General features: G+C 70.9%; 15 protein-coding genes. 10 read left to right on the top strand and 5 right to left on the bottom strand.

Features of this window, described 5'->3' with window-relative positions; translation table 11 throughout:
• Positions 1-2 precede the first annotated feature (2 nt).
• On the bottom strand, positions 3-842 hold the full coding sequence (locus tag ACFXAZ_RS01485) for a class I SAM-dependent methyltransferase (protein WP_384583302.1): 840 nt from the start codon (positions 840-842) through the stop codon (positions 3-5).
• A 412-nt stretch (positions 843-1,254) separates the two neighbouring features.
• On the opposite strand from ACFXAZ_RS01485, the gene rpsA reads away from it, so the two are divergent.
• A complete protein-coding gene (gene rpsA, locus ACFXAZ_RS01480; protein ID WP_384583299.1) occupies positions 1,255-2,757 on the top strand; it encodes a 30S ribosomal protein S1 in 1,503 nt (500 codons plus the stop codon).
• 124 nt (positions 2,758-2,881) lie between these two features.
• On the opposite strand, the gene ACFXAZ_RS01475 is transcribed toward rpsA, so the two are convergent.
• Complete coding sequence (locus tag ACFXAZ_RS01475) at positions 2,882-3,865, bottom strand: right-handed parallel beta-helix repeat-containing protein (RefSeq protein WP_384583297.1); 984 nt, start codon at positions 3,863-3,865, stop codon at positions 2,882-2,884.
• A 323-nt stretch (positions 3,866-4,188) separates the two neighbouring features.
• Between ACFXAZ_RS01475 and ACFXAZ_RS01470 the strand changes: the two genes are divergently transcribed.
• The 3 genes from ACFXAZ_RS01470 to ACFXAZ_RS01460 all read left to right on the top strand — a co-directional run bounded on the left by ACFXAZ_RS01470 (position 4,189) and on the right by ACFXAZ_RS01460 (position 6,455).
• A complete protein-coding gene (locus ACFXAZ_RS01470; RefSeq protein ID WP_384583294.1) occupies positions 4,189-5,127 on the top strand; it encodes a PAC2 family protein in 939 nt (312 codons plus the stop codon).
• 198 nt (positions 5,128-5,325) lie between these two features.
• A complete protein-coding gene (coaE, locus tag ACFXAZ_RS01465; protein WP_384583291.1) occupies positions 5,326-5,931 on the top strand; it encodes a dephospho-CoA kinase in 606 nt (201 codons plus the stop codon).
• Positions 5,932-6,074: 143 nt separating this feature from the next.
• Positions 6,075-6,455 carry a tetratricopeptide repeat protein gene (locus tag ACFXAZ_RS01460; protein ID WP_384583287.1) on the top strand — a complete coding sequence of 127 codons (381 nt, stop codon included), beginning with the start codon at positions 6,075-6,077 and terminating at the stop codon, positions 6,453-6,455.
• A 63-nt stretch (positions 6,456-6,518) separates the two neighbouring features.
• Here the strand turns inward: ACFXAZ_RS01460 and ACFXAZ_RS01455 are convergent, their stop codons facing one another.
• Complete coding sequence (locus ACFXAZ_RS01455) at positions 6,519-6,797, bottom strand: DUF6343 family protein (protein WP_384583593.1); 279 nt, start codon at positions 6,795-6,797, stop codon at positions 6,519-6,521.
• A gap of 295 nt (positions 6,798-7,092) precedes the next feature.
• Here ACFXAZ_RS01455 and ACFXAZ_RS01450 point away from each other — a divergent pair, with 295 nt between their 5' ends.
• Both ACFXAZ_RS01450 and ACFXAZ_RS01445 read left to right on the top strand, forming a co-directional pair.
• Positions 7,093-7,776, top strand: a complete 684-nt coding sequence (locus ACFXAZ_RS01450; RefSeq protein ID WP_384583285.1) for a class I SAM-dependent methyltransferase — start codon at positions 7,093-7,095, stop codon at positions 7,774-7,776.
• Between the two features lie 168 nt (positions 7,777-7,944).
• The gene (locus tag ACFXAZ_RS01445) at positions 7,945-8,481 is read left to right on the top strand and encodes a DoxX family protein (protein WP_384583281.1); all 537 of its coding nucleotides are present in this window, start codon (positions 7,945-7,947) and stop codon (positions 8,479-8,481) included.
• A 99-nt stretch (positions 8,482-8,580) separates the two neighbouring features.
• Here the strand turns inward: ACFXAZ_RS01445 and ACFXAZ_RS01440 are convergent, their stop codons facing one another.
• Positions 8,581-9,126: an RNA-binding S4 domain-containing protein gene (locus ACFXAZ_RS01440; protein ID WP_384583590.1), complete on the bottom strand. Its 546-nt coding sequence runs from the start codon at positions 9,124-9,126 to the stop codon at positions 8,581-8,583.
• 684 nt (positions 9,127-9,810) lie between these two features.
• On the opposite strand from ACFXAZ_RS01440, the gene ACFXAZ_RS01435 reads away from it, so the two are divergent.
• The 3 genes from ACFXAZ_RS01435 to ACFXAZ_RS01425 are packed head-to-tail and all read left to right on the top strand — an operon-like array spanning position 9,811 to position 13,735.
• On the top strand, positions 9,811-11,262 hold the full coding sequence (locus ACFXAZ_RS01435; protein WP_384583278.1) for a M20/M25/M40 family metallo-hydrolase: 1,452 nt from the start codon (positions 9,811-9,813) through the stop codon (positions 11,260-11,262).
• Positions 11,259-12,893 carry a YfcC family protein gene (locus ACFXAZ_RS01430; protein WP_384583275.1) on the top strand — a complete coding sequence of 545 codons (1,635 nt, stop codon included), beginning with the start codon at positions 11,259-11,261 and terminating at the stop codon, positions 12,891-12,893. Before ACFXAZ_RS01435 ends, ACFXAZ_RS01430 begins: the two co-directional genes overlap by 4 nt.
• A 53-nt stretch (positions 12,894-12,946) precedes the next feature.
• Positions 12,947-13,735, top strand: a complete 789-nt coding sequence (locus ACFXAZ_RS01425; protein ID WP_384583272.1) for a uracil-DNA glycosylase — start codon at positions 12,947-12,949, stop codon at positions 13,733-13,735.
• A 116-nt stretch (positions 13,736-13,851) separates the two neighbouring features.
• Here ACFXAZ_RS01425 and ACFXAZ_RS01420 read toward each other — a convergent pair whose 3' ends face one another.
• Positions 13,852-14,298 carry a RidA family protein gene (locus tag ACFXAZ_RS01420; protein WP_384583587.1) on the bottom strand — a complete coding sequence of 149 codons (447 nt, stop codon included), beginning with the start codon at positions 14,296-14,298 and terminating at the stop codon, positions 13,852-13,854.
• A 190-nt stretch (positions 14,299-14,488) separates the two neighbouring features.
• On the opposite strand from ACFXAZ_RS01420, the gene ACFXAZ_RS01415 reads away from it, so the two are divergent.
• The gene (locus ACFXAZ_RS01415; RefSeq protein WP_384583268.1) at positions 14,489-15,343 is read left to right on the top strand and encodes a nucleotidyltransferase domain-containing protein; all 855 of its coding nucleotides are present in this window, start codon (positions 14,489-14,491) and stop codon (positions 15,341-15,343) included.
• Positions 15,344-15,349 lie beyond the last annotated feature (6 nt).

Below are 15,349 nucleotides of genomic sequence, written 5' to 3'. Positions count from 1 at the left end.
GCTCAGTTCCGTACGCACACGAAGATCGCCGTCCCGGGGATCAGCCGGCCGCGCAGCGGGGACCAGCCGCCCCACTCGGAGGTGTTCCAGGACGGCCACTCCGGCTCGGCCAGGTCCACCAGCCGCAGCCCGGACGCCGCGATGTCGCGGACCCGGTCGCCCAGGGTGCGGTGGTGCTCGACGTACACCGCGCGGCCGTCGTCGTCCTGCTCGACATAAGGAGTGCGGTCGAAGTACGAGGCCGCGACCGTCAGCCCCTCGGGGCCCGGCTCGTCCGGGAAGGCCCAGCGCAGGGGATGGGTCACCGAGAACACGAACCGCCCGCCCGGTCGCAGCACCCGCCGCACCTCTGTGAGCACCCGCACCGGGTCGGCGACGAACGGCAGTGCCCCGTACGCGGAGCACGCGAGGTCGAAGGAGCCGTCCGCGAACGGCAGCGCGCCCGCGTCGGCCTCCACCAGCGGGAAGGAGACCCCGATCCGCAGCGCGTGCTGGAGCTGGCGGTGGGACAGGTCCAGGGCGACGGGACGCGCGCCCTGGGCGGCCAGCCAGCGCGAGCACTGGGCCGCGCCGGCGCCGATCTCCAGGACGTCCTTGCCCTTCAGCTCCTGTGCCGGGCCGAGCAGCTCGGCCTCCACCTCGTCCAGACCCTCGGGACCCCACACGAACCGGTCGTCCCCTAGGAACGTGCCGTGCTCGACCTGGTAGTCGTCCGCGTTGCGGTCCCACCAGCCCCGATTGGCGCGGGAACTCTCCGCGGCCCCGGCGTCGCGGCGGGTGGCCTCCGGTTCCGGCAACTCCCCGGCCCCCGGCGGAAGGGGCTCCCCGGCACTCTCCGGCACCGGCTGCGGCTCGGGTGATACGCGCTCTTGGATGATCCGCTCCCTCGTCGTACTCTGCCGTCTCTGCTGTCGTGCCGGCCCCGGGCGGGGGCGGCACCGAAGAGGTTCCGCAGGGCCCGCGTGGCCTCGCAGGACGGTTCTTGTGCCGGGAATGCGGCGATCCGCCCCGGGTGTGCGCCTTCGCGCATTGACCCTGCCCGGCTGCCCCCGTATGCTACAAGTTGCGCTGCGGGCCTGCGCTCCTCAGACGTAGCAGGCTGCGCTCGCATCTGTTGTATGTCCCCTCGGTTGTCGAGGCGTCACCAGTGATTTCGGTGGTGCTTCCTAAGCTGTCCGGCTTCTTCAGAGCGAAACGGGCTCCCGGCGTAGCAGTGCCTACGACTTCAATGTCCGTACCGGAGCCCTTTCCCACATGACGAGCAGCACCGAGACCACCGCCACCACCCCGCAGGTAGCGGTCAACGACATCGGTAACGAGGAAGCTTTCCTCGCCGCGATCGACGAGACGATCAAGTACTTCAACGACGGCGACATCGTCGACGGCGTCATCGTGAAGGTCGACCGGGACGAGGTCCTGCTCGACATCGGTTATAAGACCGAAGGTGTCATCCCGAGCCGTGAGCTTTCGATCAAGCACGACGTCGACCCCAATGAGGTCGTCGCCGTGGGTGACGAGATCGAGGCCCTGGTCCTTCAGAAGGAGGACAAGGAAGGCCGCCTGATCCTCTCGAAGAAGCGCGCCCAGTACGAGCGCGCCTGGGGCACCATCGAGAAGATCAAGGAAGAGGACGGCATCGTCACCGGTACCGTCATCGAGGTCGTCAAGGGTGGTCTCATCCTCGACATCGGCCTCCGTGGCTTCCTGCCGGCTTCCCTCGTCGAGATGCGCCGCGTCCGCGACCTCCAGCCGTACGTCGGCAAGGAGCTCGAAGCGAAGATCATCGAGCTGGACAAGAACCGCAACAACGTGGTCCTGTCCCGCCGCGCCTGGCTGGAGCAGACCCAGTCCGAGGTGCGCCAGACCTTCCTCACCACCCTCCAGAAGGGCCAGGTGCGGTCCGGTGTGGTGTCCTCGATCGTCAACTTCGGTGCCTTCGTGGACCTGGGTGGCGTCGACGGTCTGGTCCACGTCTCCGAGCTCTCCTGGAAGCACATCGACCACCCCTCCGAGGTGGTCGAGGTCGGCCAGGAGGTCACCGTCGAGGTCCTTGACGTCGACATGGACCGCGAGCGGGTCTCCCTGTCGCTGAAGGCGACCCAGGAAGACCCGTGGCAGCAGTTCGCCCGCACCCACCAGATCGGCCAGGTCGTGCCCGGCAAGGTCACGAAGCTGGTTCCGTTCGGTGCGTTCGTCCGCGTGGACGAGGGCATCGAGGGTCTGGTCCACATCTCCGAGCTGGCCGAGCGCCACGTGGAGATCCCGGAGCAGGTCGTCCAGGTCAACGACGAGATCTTCGTCAAGGTCATCGACATCGACCTGGAGCGTCGTCGGATCTCGCTGTCGCTGAAGCAGGCCAACGAGTCCTTCGGTTCCGACCCGGCGTCCGTCGAGTTCGACCCGACCCTGTACGGCATGGCCGCGTCGTACGACGACCAGGGCAACTACATCTACCCCGAGGGCTTCGACCCCGAGACCAATGACTGGCTCGAAGGTTACGAGTCCCAGCGTGAGGTGTGGGAGAACCAGTACGCCGAGGCGCAGAGCCGCTTCGAGCAGCACCAGCAGCAGGTCATCAAGTCCCGCGAGGCCGACGCGGCTGCTGCCGCCGAGGGCGGCGACGCGGCGGGTGCGGCTCCGGCCGCGTCCGGCGGTGGCGGTTCGTACTCCTCCGAGGGCCCGGACAACTCCGGCGCGCTGGCTTCGGACGAGGCGCTGGCCGCGCTGCGCGAGAAGCTGGCCGGTGGTCAGAGCTGAGCGCTGCCGCTGAGGTTTAGCCGATAGAGGGACCGCACCTTTCGAGGTGCGGTCCCTCTGCGTTCTCCGATGGTGTTTCGGGTGCCGGTGGGTGGGGGCGTTCGCGCAGTTCCCGCGCCCCTCTCTACGGCGTCACGGGGATGTTGGTCAGGGCGTTGCCGCCGGTCACCGTGTTGCTGCTGTGGACGGTTGTGCCGCATGCGGGGCCGGAGTTGGTGACGTTGATGGCCAGTCGCGTCGAGCCGGTGGCGCCGGTGAGTGTCGACCTGTTGCCTCTGAAGATGGTGCCGCAGCCCCAGCCCGGCTGCTGGGTGTGGGTCTGGAAGCCGTCGTTCGTGGTGTTGACGCCGGTGTTGTTCTCGACCAGGACGTTGTTGCCCTTCACATCGACCCAGGAGTCGTCGTAGTTGGCGCCGGTCAAACCACGGCCGTCGAACGTGTTGCCGACGATCTGGGCGCCCGTGGTGCCCTCCTTGATGTCGATGGCCTCGCCGCCGACATCGGGGCCGATGACGTTGTTCCGGATCTGCACGCGGTCGCTGTTGTCGGTGAGCGTGTTGGCGGTGCCGACATACACGCCCTCGCCCATGCCCCGGCCGTCGTTCCCGGTGTCGTAGATCCGTGAGTTCTTGATCAGGCCGTCGGTGCTGGACTTGCGGAAGTGGACGCCCTCCATGTCGAGGCCGTGGACCGTCACGCCGTCCACGACGACACCCGTGGCGGCGTCGATCATGATGCCCTTCTGCCCGCCGGTCAGGGTCAGCCCGCTGACCGTCCAGTAGGACGCGCCGTTGAGGTGCAGGCCGTTGCCGCCGCCCGCCGTCAGGACGGCCCTCGCGGAGCCGGTGAGGGTGATGCGGGCGCCCGGGGTGGCCGGTGTCGTGGCCTTGAAGTTGCCGGTGTAGGTGCCGTCGGCCAACTGGATCGTGTCGCCCGGACGGACCGCGATCAGGGCGGACTTGAGCTGGGCGGCGGTGGAGACCTCGATGACCGCCGCGGTGGTGCCGGCGGCAGCGGTGGCGGCCGGGGCGGGGGCGGCCGTGGTCAGCAGGCCGCCGGTGGCGGTGGTGAGGGTGAGCAGGGAGGTGAGCAGCGTACGGGTGCGCATGGTGGGCCTTCCTGTCGGTGGGGGCGTTCAGGTGGCTTTCGGGGCGGGTAGCGCTGCGGGGGCTGCATGGGTGCGCGATGAGCCCCGTATGGATGGACGCTGTTCATGTACATAGATTGCGGGTGGGGATGTGAACTTGCGGGTGTTCGGGAAGGTAGGGGAGCGGTGACGGGGCGTCAAGAGGGGCCGCGTGGGAGCCGGGTGAGAGCCGGGTGAGAGCCGGGTGGGAGTGACGTGGGCGGGGCGCGGGAGTGGGGTGGGGGCGGGAATGCCCGTGCCGTGCATCACGTTGTGGAGGGGGAACACGAGGAGGAGCGGTCACAGTGCTTGATCCGCAGGGTTTGTACACGTGGGAGCCGAAGGGCCTGGCCGTCGTCGACATGGCGCTCGCCCAGGAGTCCGCCGGCCTTGTCATGCTCTATCACTTCGACGGATACATCGACGCGGGCGAGACCGGCGACCAGATCGTCGACCGGCTCCTCGACTCGCTGCCCCACCAGGTCGTCGCCCGCTTCGACCACGACCGTCTGGTGGACTACCGCGCCCGCCGCCCGCTGCTGACCTTCCGCCGTGACCGGTGGACGGGCTACGAGGAGCCCAGCATCGAGGTCCGGATCGTCCAGGACGCCACCGGAGCGCCCTTCCTGCTGCTGTCCGGCCCCGAGCCCGACGTCGAGTGGGAGCGCTTCGCCGCGGCCGTCCGGCAGGTCGTGGAACGCCTCGGCGTCCGCCTGTCGGTGAACTTCCACGGCATCCCCATGGGCGTCCCGCACACGCGCCCCGTGGGCCTGACCCCGCACGGCAACCGAGCCGACCTGGTCCCCGGCCACCAGAGTCCCTTCGAGGAGGCCCAGGTCCCCGGCAACGCGGAGTCGCTGCTGGAGTACCGGCTGATGGAGTCCGGTCACGACGTCCTCGGCGTCGCCGCGCACGTACCGCACTACATCGCGCGCTCCCCGTACCCGGACGCGGCCCTGACCGCGCTGGAGGCGATCACCGCGGCTACGGGCCTGGTCCTGCCCGGCATCGCGCACGCGCTGCGCACGGACGCCCACCGTACGCAGACCGAGATCGACCGGCAGATCCAGGAGGGCGACGAGGAGCTGACGGCGCTGGTGCAGGGCCTTGAGCACCAGTACGACGCCGTCGCGGGCGCCGAGACGCGTGGCAACATGCTCGCCGAGCCGGTGGAGATCCCGTCGGCGGACGAGATCGGGCGGGAGTTCGAGCGGTTCCTGGCGGAGCGGGAGGGGGACGGCTGATCCGGTAGCGTCGGCTGTCGGCTGTCGGCTGTCGGCTGTCGGCTGTCGGCTGTCGGCTGTCGGCTGTCGGCTGTCGGCTGTCGGCTGGTGGCTGGTGGCGCCGGTCGGCGGGGTGGGTGTCGGTGTGTGTCGGCTCAGGTGTCGGTTCTCGATGGGTGTTCCCCGTTTCGGCGGGGGTGGTGAGGTGGAGGCGCGGCCATGCTGTCCGTTGGTCTGACCGGCGGGATCGGCGCCGGAAAGAGCGAGGTGTCGCGGCTGCTCGTGGAGTGCGGGGCGGTGCTGATCGACGCGGACCGTATCGCGCGTGAGGTCGTGGCGCCGGGTACGCCCGGACTCGCGGCCGTGGCCGAGGCGTTCGGGCCGGACGTGCTCGCCGAGGACGGGAGCCTGGACCGGCCGAAGCTGGGATCCATCGTCTTCGCCGACGCCGGGAAACTGGCGGTACTGAACTCCATCGTGCACCCGCTGGTGGGCACGCGGTCGAGGGAGCTGGAGACGGCCGCCGCCGAGGACGCCGTCGTCGTCCACGACGTACCCCTCCTCGCGGAGAACGCGCTGGGCCCGCTGTACGACGTCGTGATCGTCGTCGACGTGGCCCCCGCCACCCAGCTGGACCGGCTGGTACGGCTGCGGGGCATGACGGAGGACGACGCACGCGCGCGGATGGCCGCGCAGGCGACCCGAGAGAAGCGGCTGGAGATCGCGGACATCGTGATCGACAACGATGTGCCGCTGGACGAGCTGCGCGGCCGGGTGCGGGAGGTGTGGGCTGAGCTGGAGCGCCGGGCGCGGCCGGTTCCGTAGGTCTCGGTCGTCGGCCGGTAGTCCTCGGTCGGTGCCGTGGGTTTCTTCCGGTCCCGTTGATTTCTGCTCGTCCCGTGGCCCTCGGAGGAATAGCGGCGTCCCTTGCGGGCGTTGAAATCCTCTATCGAGGGAAGGACTCTGCCGTGCCCGAGACCAGCGGATCGACCGGACGTACGCCGGAGACGCATGTCATCGACTTCCGCGCCGCCGAGCAGTTGCTCGCCGCGCGGGATCCGCGGGGTGCGGTGAAGCTGCTGGATCGTGTCATCGCCGCGCACCCCGAGAACACCGCCGCGCGACTGCTGCGCGCGCGGGCCTTCTTCGCCGCCGCGCAACTGCGGCCCGCCGAACTGGAATTCAGCGTCGTCCTGGAACGCGAGCCGGACAACGCGTTCGCCCACTTCGCCCTCGCCCGCACCTACGAACGCCAGGGGCGGCCCGACCAGGCCCGCCGCCACTTCCGGCTGGCCGCCGCGCTGGACCCGAACCCGGAGTATGTGAAGGCGGCACGGTTCGATCTGTGAGCGGCCCGCTGTCGCTGCGAGTTCGTTTCCGGTGCGTCTCGGCGATCGAACGTGGTCGATCGGTTACGTACGGTGGTGTCTCGGTGGCTCGTGCGGTGGCTCGTACGGGGGGACGTCCCGGCCGGGCTGGTAGTGCGGGCCCTGGCGGATGTGGCGGAGGATCATGGTCATGTCGATGGTGACCACCAGCCACAGGACACCGCACGCGGCGGCCCAGCCCGGGTGACCGGTCAGAATGAAGACGGCCGTCCCGAAGATCGCCCAGAACATCCCCCACACGCTCAGCCAGAAGCGGGCCCGCAGCGCACTGCGCGCCGTCCGCGGTTCGTTGCCCGTACGCATCGGCATCGGGATCACTGCTCCTGTTGGAAACGTACTCTTCGGCGAGGGTGTGTGCACATGCTGCCGGGCGTCGGTGATCTTTCCGAGGCGCTGCGGGACCTCGCCGCGATGCGGTGGCCGGTGCGTGCGTCCGGCAGCGCTTCCGTGGGAGGTATAGGGGACTTTGCCCTGACTGGGGTGGGGCGGGCGGTCGTGAGGGTTGCTTGTGCGAGGTTGGTTCATACGTACGGGTGAAGGTGGGTGGGGTGGGAACGGGGGTGCGAGGGCGGGCCGTTGGACGGGCATGAGGCTGGAAATGCGAGAGGGATACGAAGGCACGGGACCCGGTGCCATCACGCCGGACGGCTGCGCGGTGGAGTTGTACTCGCGGCTGCCGGTGGGCAACGAGCCCGACATCATCACCGCAGCCGTCCCGGCGGGCGCGCGGATCCTGGAACTGGGCAGTGGTGTCGGTCGGACGACCCACCCCTTGGTGGAGCGCGGTTTCACGGTCACGGCGGTGGACGAGTCCCCGGACATGCTCGAACGCGTCCAGGGGGCCCGGACCATATGCGGCCCGATCGAGAGCCTCGCCCTGGACGAGACCTTCGATGCGGTGCTGCTCGCCTCGTTCCTGGTCCACACCGGAGACCCCGAGGTGCGGCGCGGCATGCTGCGGACCTGCCTGCGGCACCTCGCGCCGGGCGGCAGCGTGCTGATCCAGCGCGAGGGGGAGAACTACCACACCGAGGTGCCCCGCGAGCGCGTCGACCCCCACGGCTTCACCATCCGGATCGCTGCGTCCGAGCCGCTGGGCGACGGGACGAACTCGGTCCGGGCGGAGTATGAGTTCCCGGACGCCGCCTGGACTCACACGTTCGTCGTCCGCCCGATGACGCGGGAGGAGTTCGAGGAGACGTTGGTGGAGAGCGGGCTGCGCGTGGCTGAGTATCTGACGGAGGATCGGATATGGGTGCGGGCGGTGCCGGTGGAGGGGTAGGGGGCCCGGCCGAAGCGGGATGCCGACGTTGAGTCGGGGAAGCCGAGTGGGGTGTGCGATGACTCGTGAACGCCTCGGTGCTGAAGGTGCCCGGCACCGATGAGTCTCGGGCGCGTTGGGGGTCTACCTCTGTGACGGATGAACGGACCGCTTCACATAGGAGACCCGATGCCCAAGTCCCCGGCTGCCACGACTTCCCCTTCTTCTTCCACCGCGCCCACGGCCTCGGTGGCTTCCGCCGCCTCCGTGGCTCCTGCGGGCTCTGCGGCTGCCACGGCCTCCGTGGTGAGTGCCGTCGTATCGTCCCCGGCCAGGGGTCGGCGGGCCCGGATCGCGCTGCGGGCGATCCAGATACTGCTCGCGCTGTTCTACGCGACCGCCAGTGCCCTGCCCAAGCTGATCGCCCACCCGTCGGCCGTGGATTCCTTCGACGCCATGGGCTGGGGCAGTGCGGGGATGTACACCATCGGGGCGCTGGAGCTGGCCGGGGCGATAGGGCTGGTGATTCCGCTGCTCCAGTCGGCGGCGGCCATGGGGCTGGGGGCGCTGATGGTGGGGGCGTTCGTCGTCCAGCTCACCGAGTTCCATGGGGAGAACGCGGCGACACCTCTCATCCTCCTTGTGCCGCTGGGTCTGATCGCCTGGGCGCGGCGGGGGCGGAACGTGGAGTTGGGGCGGGTGCTGGGAGGTGTACTGCGGGGGTGATGGAGGTTCTGGGGGGTTCTGGGGATTCTGGGGGTGTGCTGAGGGGGAGGCGTGAGCAGGGGCCCACTCCTCCTCTGAGACCGAGTCGCTCGCGTCCGGTCACCGGCCCTGACGGCGATCGGGGTCGCCGAAGTTGGTGCCCTGCTCGCGCAGGGCGCGCAGACGCTCCAACTCGCGGCGGTCGCGCTTGGTGGGGCGGCCGGTGCCACGGTCGCGCAGACCGGCGGGGGCGACGGCCTCGCGGGGCGGGGGCGGCGGGCTGTTGTCGATGTAGCACTGGACGGCGACCGGGGCGCCGACGCGCTTGCGGATCAGGCGTTTGACGACCACGACCCGTTCCCGGCCCTCGTGGCGCAGGCGCACCTCGTCGCCGATCCGGACGGAGTGCGCGGGCTTGACGCGCTCTCCGTTGACCCGGACATGGCCGCCCTTGCAGGCGGCGGCGCCGACCGAACGGGTCTTGACCAGGCGCACCGACCAGATCCAGCTGTCGATGCGCACGGTTTCGCCCGTCGCTGGGCGGGCGGCGTCGGCGGCGGCGATGGCGGCGGTGTTCTCCGGGGCGTCGGGTTCGGGGGAGGGGGAGGACGCAGGGCGTCCGTGCGGCTCGGAGCCGTTGCCGGTCGGCTGGGAGTCGTCGCTGATCGGCTCGGGGGCGTCAGCGGTCGGCCCGGCGGTGCTTTGTGTCGGCTCCGTGGCGCTGTCGCGGGTGCGGGCCTGTCCGCTTCGGTGGGCGGGGGGCGTCAGGTCGGCGTGGCCGGGCTTCGCGTGACTGGGGGGCCAGTGGTCCCTGGGGTCGTCGGGCTCGTCGGCGCTGCGGGCTTCGGCGACTGTGTCGTCCTGGTCGCCTTCGGCCATGTCGGTCTGCCGGGACCGCTTGCCCTGCTTGGCCCGTCTGGCCTGCTTGTCCGGCTTGCCCTGCCGGGCGTTCTCGGTCGGGCCGGTCTGCCTGGACTGACCGGTTTCCTTGGCCTGACCGGCCTCTCGGGTCGGCCGGGCTTCCCCGGTCGGTCCGGCGCCGACGGTGTCGCGGGCGTTGTCGTCGCCGCGCCGGGACGTCGGAACTCGCCCGTGATGGGGGCCTCCGGTGGGCCGCTCGGGACCGGGGGCGGTGGTGTGGTCACCGGTCGGGGCCTGCGTGCGGTTCCGAGTGCTCATGGCTTCGACCTTAGTCGGGGGCGGGCGGTGCGACGGAGCCCTTTTCCAGGGTGCCGGACACTCCGGCGGTCCACCCCGGATGCGGGGGCGGGACGGGGAGTCGAGGGTGGTCGAGGGTGTTGGACTGTGGGCCGTTCGACGGTGGGTTTCGACGGTGGGCATCGACGGTGAGTGAGGGAGGCCGGTGTGGACGTGGTGGCCAAGGTCGACGGGTTGATGGATGGACTGACGGCCGATCTGGAGCGGCTGGCGGCGATTCCCTCGGTGGCGTTTCCCGGATTTCCGGCGGGACCGGTGGAGCAGGCGTATGACCTGCTGGTCGGGCTGTTGCGTGATGCCGGGGTGGCGCATGTGGAGCGGATCGACCTGCCCGACACCGCGCCGGTGATCTACGCCGAGATTCCGCCGCCGCATCCGGAGGCGCCCGTCGTGCTGCTGTACTCGCACTACGACGTGCAGCCGCCGGGCGACGAGTCGCTATGGCTGTCGCCGCCGTTCGAGCCGACGGCCGTGGCGGGCGGGCTCAGGGCGCGGGGGATCGCGGACGACAAGGCGAATGTGATCGCGCACCTGGGGATGTTGCGGGCGTTCGAGGGGCGTCCGCCGGTCGGGGTGAAGATCGTGTTCGAGGGGCAGGAGGAGTACGGCAGCCCGTTCGACGGGTATCCGCCGACCGATCCGGAGCGGTTCGCGTGCGATGCCATGGTGATCGCCGACCTCGGCAACCTCCGGCCGGGTACGCCCACGCTGACGACCGGGTTGCGCGGGGCGGCCGAGGTGGTCGTGGAGGTGCGGACGCTGGCGGAGCCGAGACACAGCGGGGAGTTCGGGGGCGCCGCGCCGGACGCGCTGCTCGTGCTCCTCAAGGCGCTCGCGACCCTGCACGACGTGCACGGGGACGTGGCCGTGGAGGGGTTGCGGCGGCAGGACTGGGAGGGTGCCGGGTACACCGAGGAGGAGTTCCGGGAACTGGCGGGGGTCGTCGACGGGGTGCCGCTCATCGGCAGCGGGAGTCTGGGCGAACGGCTGTGGAGCGGGCCGGCGATCACCGTGATCGGGCTGGACGCGCCGAGCGTCGATCACGCCGCGTCGGCCGTCGTACCGTACGCCCGCGCGAAGCTGAATCTGCGGTTCCATCCGCGCCAGGACCCGCATGAGGCGCAGGCGCTGCTGCTGGAGCATCTGCGACCGCTCCAGCCGTTCGGGGTGCCGCTGACGGTGACGGCCGGTGACACCGGGCCGGGGTACGAGGCGCGGACGGACGGGCCCGCCTACCGTGCCGCGCGGGAGGCGCTCGCGGCGGCGTGGGGGAGCCAGACGTCGTATGTGGCGACCGGTGGGTCGATTCCGCTGGTCAACGGGTTGGCGCAGGCCGCGCCCGACGCGGAGGTGCTGCTCTTCGGCGCGCAGGACGCCAGCTGCAATCTGCACGCCCCGAACGAACGGGTGCTCTTCTCGGAGCTGCGGAACACGGTCGTGGCGATGTGCGGGTTCGTGGAGCGGTATGCGAGTGGATTCCACCGGGGCGGGGCGACGGGGGAGGCCGGGCCGGAGGCCCAGGTCAGGCCGTCCGGAGGGTCCGGGGCGTCGAGGGCCTCCGGGACGTCCGGGGCGTCCGGATGACGGTCACCCAGGGGGGTGCCGGTGGCGGCAGTCCGGGCGGGAACGGGAAAGGGAGCGCGAAGGGGAGTGGGGGTGGGGGTGAGAGTGGGGGTGAGCCCGGGGACGGAAACGGCGCCGGAAACGGAAACGGCGCCGGGGCGGAGATCGGGGAGCCACGGCGGAAGTTCAGCTTCCCGAGTGCGCTGACGGTCCTGGTCATCGTCACGATCGCGGTCTGGCTGCTCGCTTTTCTGATCCCGTCCGGTGTGTACGACCGGGACAGGTCCGGCGCTCCGATCCAGGGCACGTACCACCGGGTGGACTCCGGGCAGAGTTTCGCCGACCGGCTGAACGACCTCTTCCTCTCCCCGGTCAACGGTCTGTACGGCATCCAAGACCAGCGGACCGGGCGGGTCGGGCCGGAGCTGGTGGGTGCGCTGTACGGCAGTGCGGGGGTGTTTCTGTTCGTGCTGGCGATCGGGGCGTTCATCACGGTCGTCTTCGCGACCGGCGCCCTCGATCGCGGGATCGCCCGGCTCGCCCACCGGCTGCGGGAGCGCGGGGCGCTGCTGATCGCCGGGATCATGGTGGTGTTCTCGGTGCTCGGCACGGTCGAGGGCTTCGCCGAGGAGACTCTGGGCTTCTACGGGCTGATCGTGCCGCTGATGCTGGCCCTCGGCTACGACCGGATGGTCGCCGTCGGCACGATCATCCTGGGTGCCGGGATCGGGGTGCTCTGCTCGACCGTCAACCCGTTCGCGACCGGGGTCGCCTCGTCCGCCGCGGGTATCTCGCTGGGGGACGGGATCGTACTGCGGTTCGTGATGTGGGTGGTGCTGACGGTGGTGACGGTGGCGTATGTGATCCGGTACGCGGGCCGGGTGCAGCGTGATCCGGCCCGCTCGCTCACCGGGTTCCTGCCCGGCGACCGGGACCAGGAGCCGAGCGACGAGGTGCCCGAGCTGACCGGGCTGCACAAGGCCGTGCTGGGCGTGATGGTGCTGGTCTTCGCCTTCATGATCTTCTCGGTGGTGCCCTGGTCCAGCGCGCTCACGGGCGACGCGGACGCCATCCCGTACGGCTTCGAGCTGGGCTGGTCCTTCCCGGAGCTGGCCGCGCTGTTCCTGTGCGCGGCGGTGCTGGTGGGGCTGGTGGCGCGGATGGGGGAGCAGAAGCTGAGTGCGACGGTCGTGCGGGGGGCGGCGGATTTCATCTCGCCCGCGCTGGTGATCGTGCTGGCTCGCGGGGTCACCGTCATCATGAACAACGCCGAGATCACGGACACCGTGCTGCACTCCATCGAGGGCGTGGTGGCGGACACCTCCTCCGGGGTCTTCGCGATCCTGGTGTTCGTGGTGAACCTGCCGCTGGCCTTCCTGATCCCGTCCACCTCCGGCCACGCCACGCTCGCCATGCCGATCCTCGCCCCGCTCGCCGACTTCGCCGGCGTCTCGCGCGCGGTCGTCGTCACCGCGTGGCAGTCGGCGAGCGGCTGGATGAACCTGTGGGTGCCGACGACCGCCGTCACCATCGGTGGCGTGGCCCTCGCGAAGGTCGGCTACGACAGATATCTGCGGTTCGTGACGCCGTTGCTGGGGATTCTGTTCGTGCTGATCTGCGGGTTCGTTGCGGTGGGGGCGGTCTGGACGTAACCGGGGGAGGGGAGGAGGGAGGCGGGGCGGCGGGGCGGTCGTACGGTGGTGGCATGGACGAGAGCGGCCAGGTTCCCGGCGGGCGCGCGCCCGGCGCGGACGCCTCCCCCGGGAGCGCGTGCGCCGCTTCAGCGCTGGCCGCCCTGGACCGCCGTATCGCCGGCTGCCGTGCCTGTCCCCGGCTGGTCGCCTGGCGTGAGGAGGTCGCCGCCACGAAACGGGCCGCGTACGCGGACTGGACGTACTGGGGCCGCCCGGTCCCCGGCTTCGGCCCGGCGGACGCGCCGCTGCTGATCGTCGGCCTGGCGCCCGCCGCGCACGGCGGTAACCGGACCGGACGGATGTTCACCGGCGACCGTTCCGGAGACGTCCTGTTCCGGGCGTTGTACGACGTCGGCCTGGCCTCGCGGCCGACGTCCGTCGCCGCCGACGACGGTCTCGTCCTGCACGGCGTCCGGATCACCGCGCCGGTCCACTGCGCCCCGCCCGACAACAAGCCCACCCCCGCCGAACGGGACACCTGCCGCCCCTGGCTGGTGGAGGAACTGCGCCTGCTGCGGCCGACCCTGCGGGCCGTGCTGGTCCTCGGCGCCTACGGCTGGCAGGCCACGCTGCCCGCCCTCGCCGAGGCGGGCTGGACCGTGCCGCGCCCCCGCCCGGCCTTCGCCCACGGGACGCATGTACGGCTCGACGGCGGCCCCGACCTGCTCGGCTGCTACCACGTCAGCCAGCGCAACACCTTCACCGGCCGGCTCACCCCCGAGATGCTGCGCGAGGCGCTCCGCGCGGCGGCACGGGCGGCGGGGCTGGCCCCGGACGGCCGCGCGGCGTTCGCCGAGTAGGGCGAGGAGACCACGGGGCGTTCGCCGGGCACGGCAGGGGCCGTTTGCGCCGTCCGCGCCGTCCGCGTCGTTCGATGTCGTTCGATGTCGCAGCCCGAGCCGCCGCCGGGTGGGCTCTAGTCCCGTACGGAATCCTCCGTACGGTCGCCCTCGCTGGGGTCGCTCTCCGGTACGACGGCGGTGGCGGTGATCTCCACGAGCTGCCCCGGATAGCCGAGGGCGGCGACGCCGATGAGCGTCGAGGAGTGCGGTCCGGCGCTCAGTTCGGACGCCTGTACGACCTCCCAGACGGCGGCGAGTACGGCCGGGTCGGGGCTGACGACGTAGACGTCGGTGCTCACCACATGCTCCAGATCGCTGCCGACGGCCCGGAGCTGCTCGCCGAGGTTGGCGAGGACCTGCCCGGCCTGCCGTACGGCATCACCCTCTCCGACGACCTTCCCGTCCCCGTCGACCGGGACGGACCCGGCGAGGAACGCCAGTCTGGTACCGGCTTCGACGACGGTGGCGTGGGAGTAGGTGGGCGGAGGGAAGAGGGACGGGACGGTGACGCGCTTGAGCAAGGGGGGCTCCATTTCTCGGTTGTGCGGCATTTGTCGATCGTGCGGTCGATGCTGCCGCGCGGGGGCGCCGGGCGCACGCGAATTACCGGTCAGCGGTATCGAGGTACGCGTGCCGACGATTTATGGTTCGCGTGCCGCCGAATCCCCCCATAGGCTGCCCCCGTTTGCCCGACCGGCACCGGGAGCCCGTATGCCTGCCCCCTCCGACGAGGTGTTCCGGGAGAACGACGCCGCGTTCCTGGAACACACGGCCGACCGCCTCGCCGCCCTCCCCACCGTCCGCGCCGTCACCCTCGGCGGGTCCCGTGCCCAGGGCACCCATCGCCCCGACAGCGACTGGGACATGGCCGTCTACTACCGCGGCCCCTTCGCCCCGTCCGACCTGCGCGCGATCGGCTGGCCGGGCGAGGTCTCCGAGATCGGCGACTGGGGCGGCGGCGTCTTCAACGGCGGCGCCTGGCTGACGATCGACGGGCGCCGGGTGGACGTGCACTACCGCGACCTGGACACCGTGGACCGCGTCACGGCGGAGGCGGAGAACGGCGACTTCCAGATCGAGCCCCTGCTCTTCCACCTGGCGGGCATCCCGACCTATCTGCTGCTGGCGGAACTGGCGATCAACCGGGTGCTGCGGGGGTCGCTGCCACGGCCCGCGGCCTATCCGCAGAGGCTCCGGGTGACCGCCCCCACCCGCTGGCTCGGCACAGCGCGGGCGACCCTCGCCTACGCGCAGGCCAACCACGCCCCGGCCAGCCGCCGTACGGAGACCGCGGGCTTCATCGCGGTCGCGGCGGCCCACGCGGCCCACGGCGTCCTGGCCGCACGCGGAGAATGGGTGACCAACGAGAAGCGGCTCCTGGAACGGGCGGACCTACGGACGGTGGACGACATCATCACGTCCCTGACCACCGGCCCGGACGAGGCCGAGCACGAGCACAAGGACGAGCACGCGGGCGCGGGCGCGGGTGATGTTCTCACCGCGGCGATCACCAGGACACAGCAGCTCATTGGGATCATGAGCCCCGCAGGGACGACAGACCTCTAGATCCAC

Source organism: Streptomyces sp. NPDC059477, assembly GCF_042749375.1.
In the GTDB taxonomy this organism is placed as follows: domain Bacteria; phylum Actinomycetota; class Actinomycetes; order Streptomycetales; family Streptomycetaceae; genus Streptomyces.
Note: the sequence above shows the minus strand (reverse complement) of the source record. Positions and strands in the feature narration are given on the sequence as shown.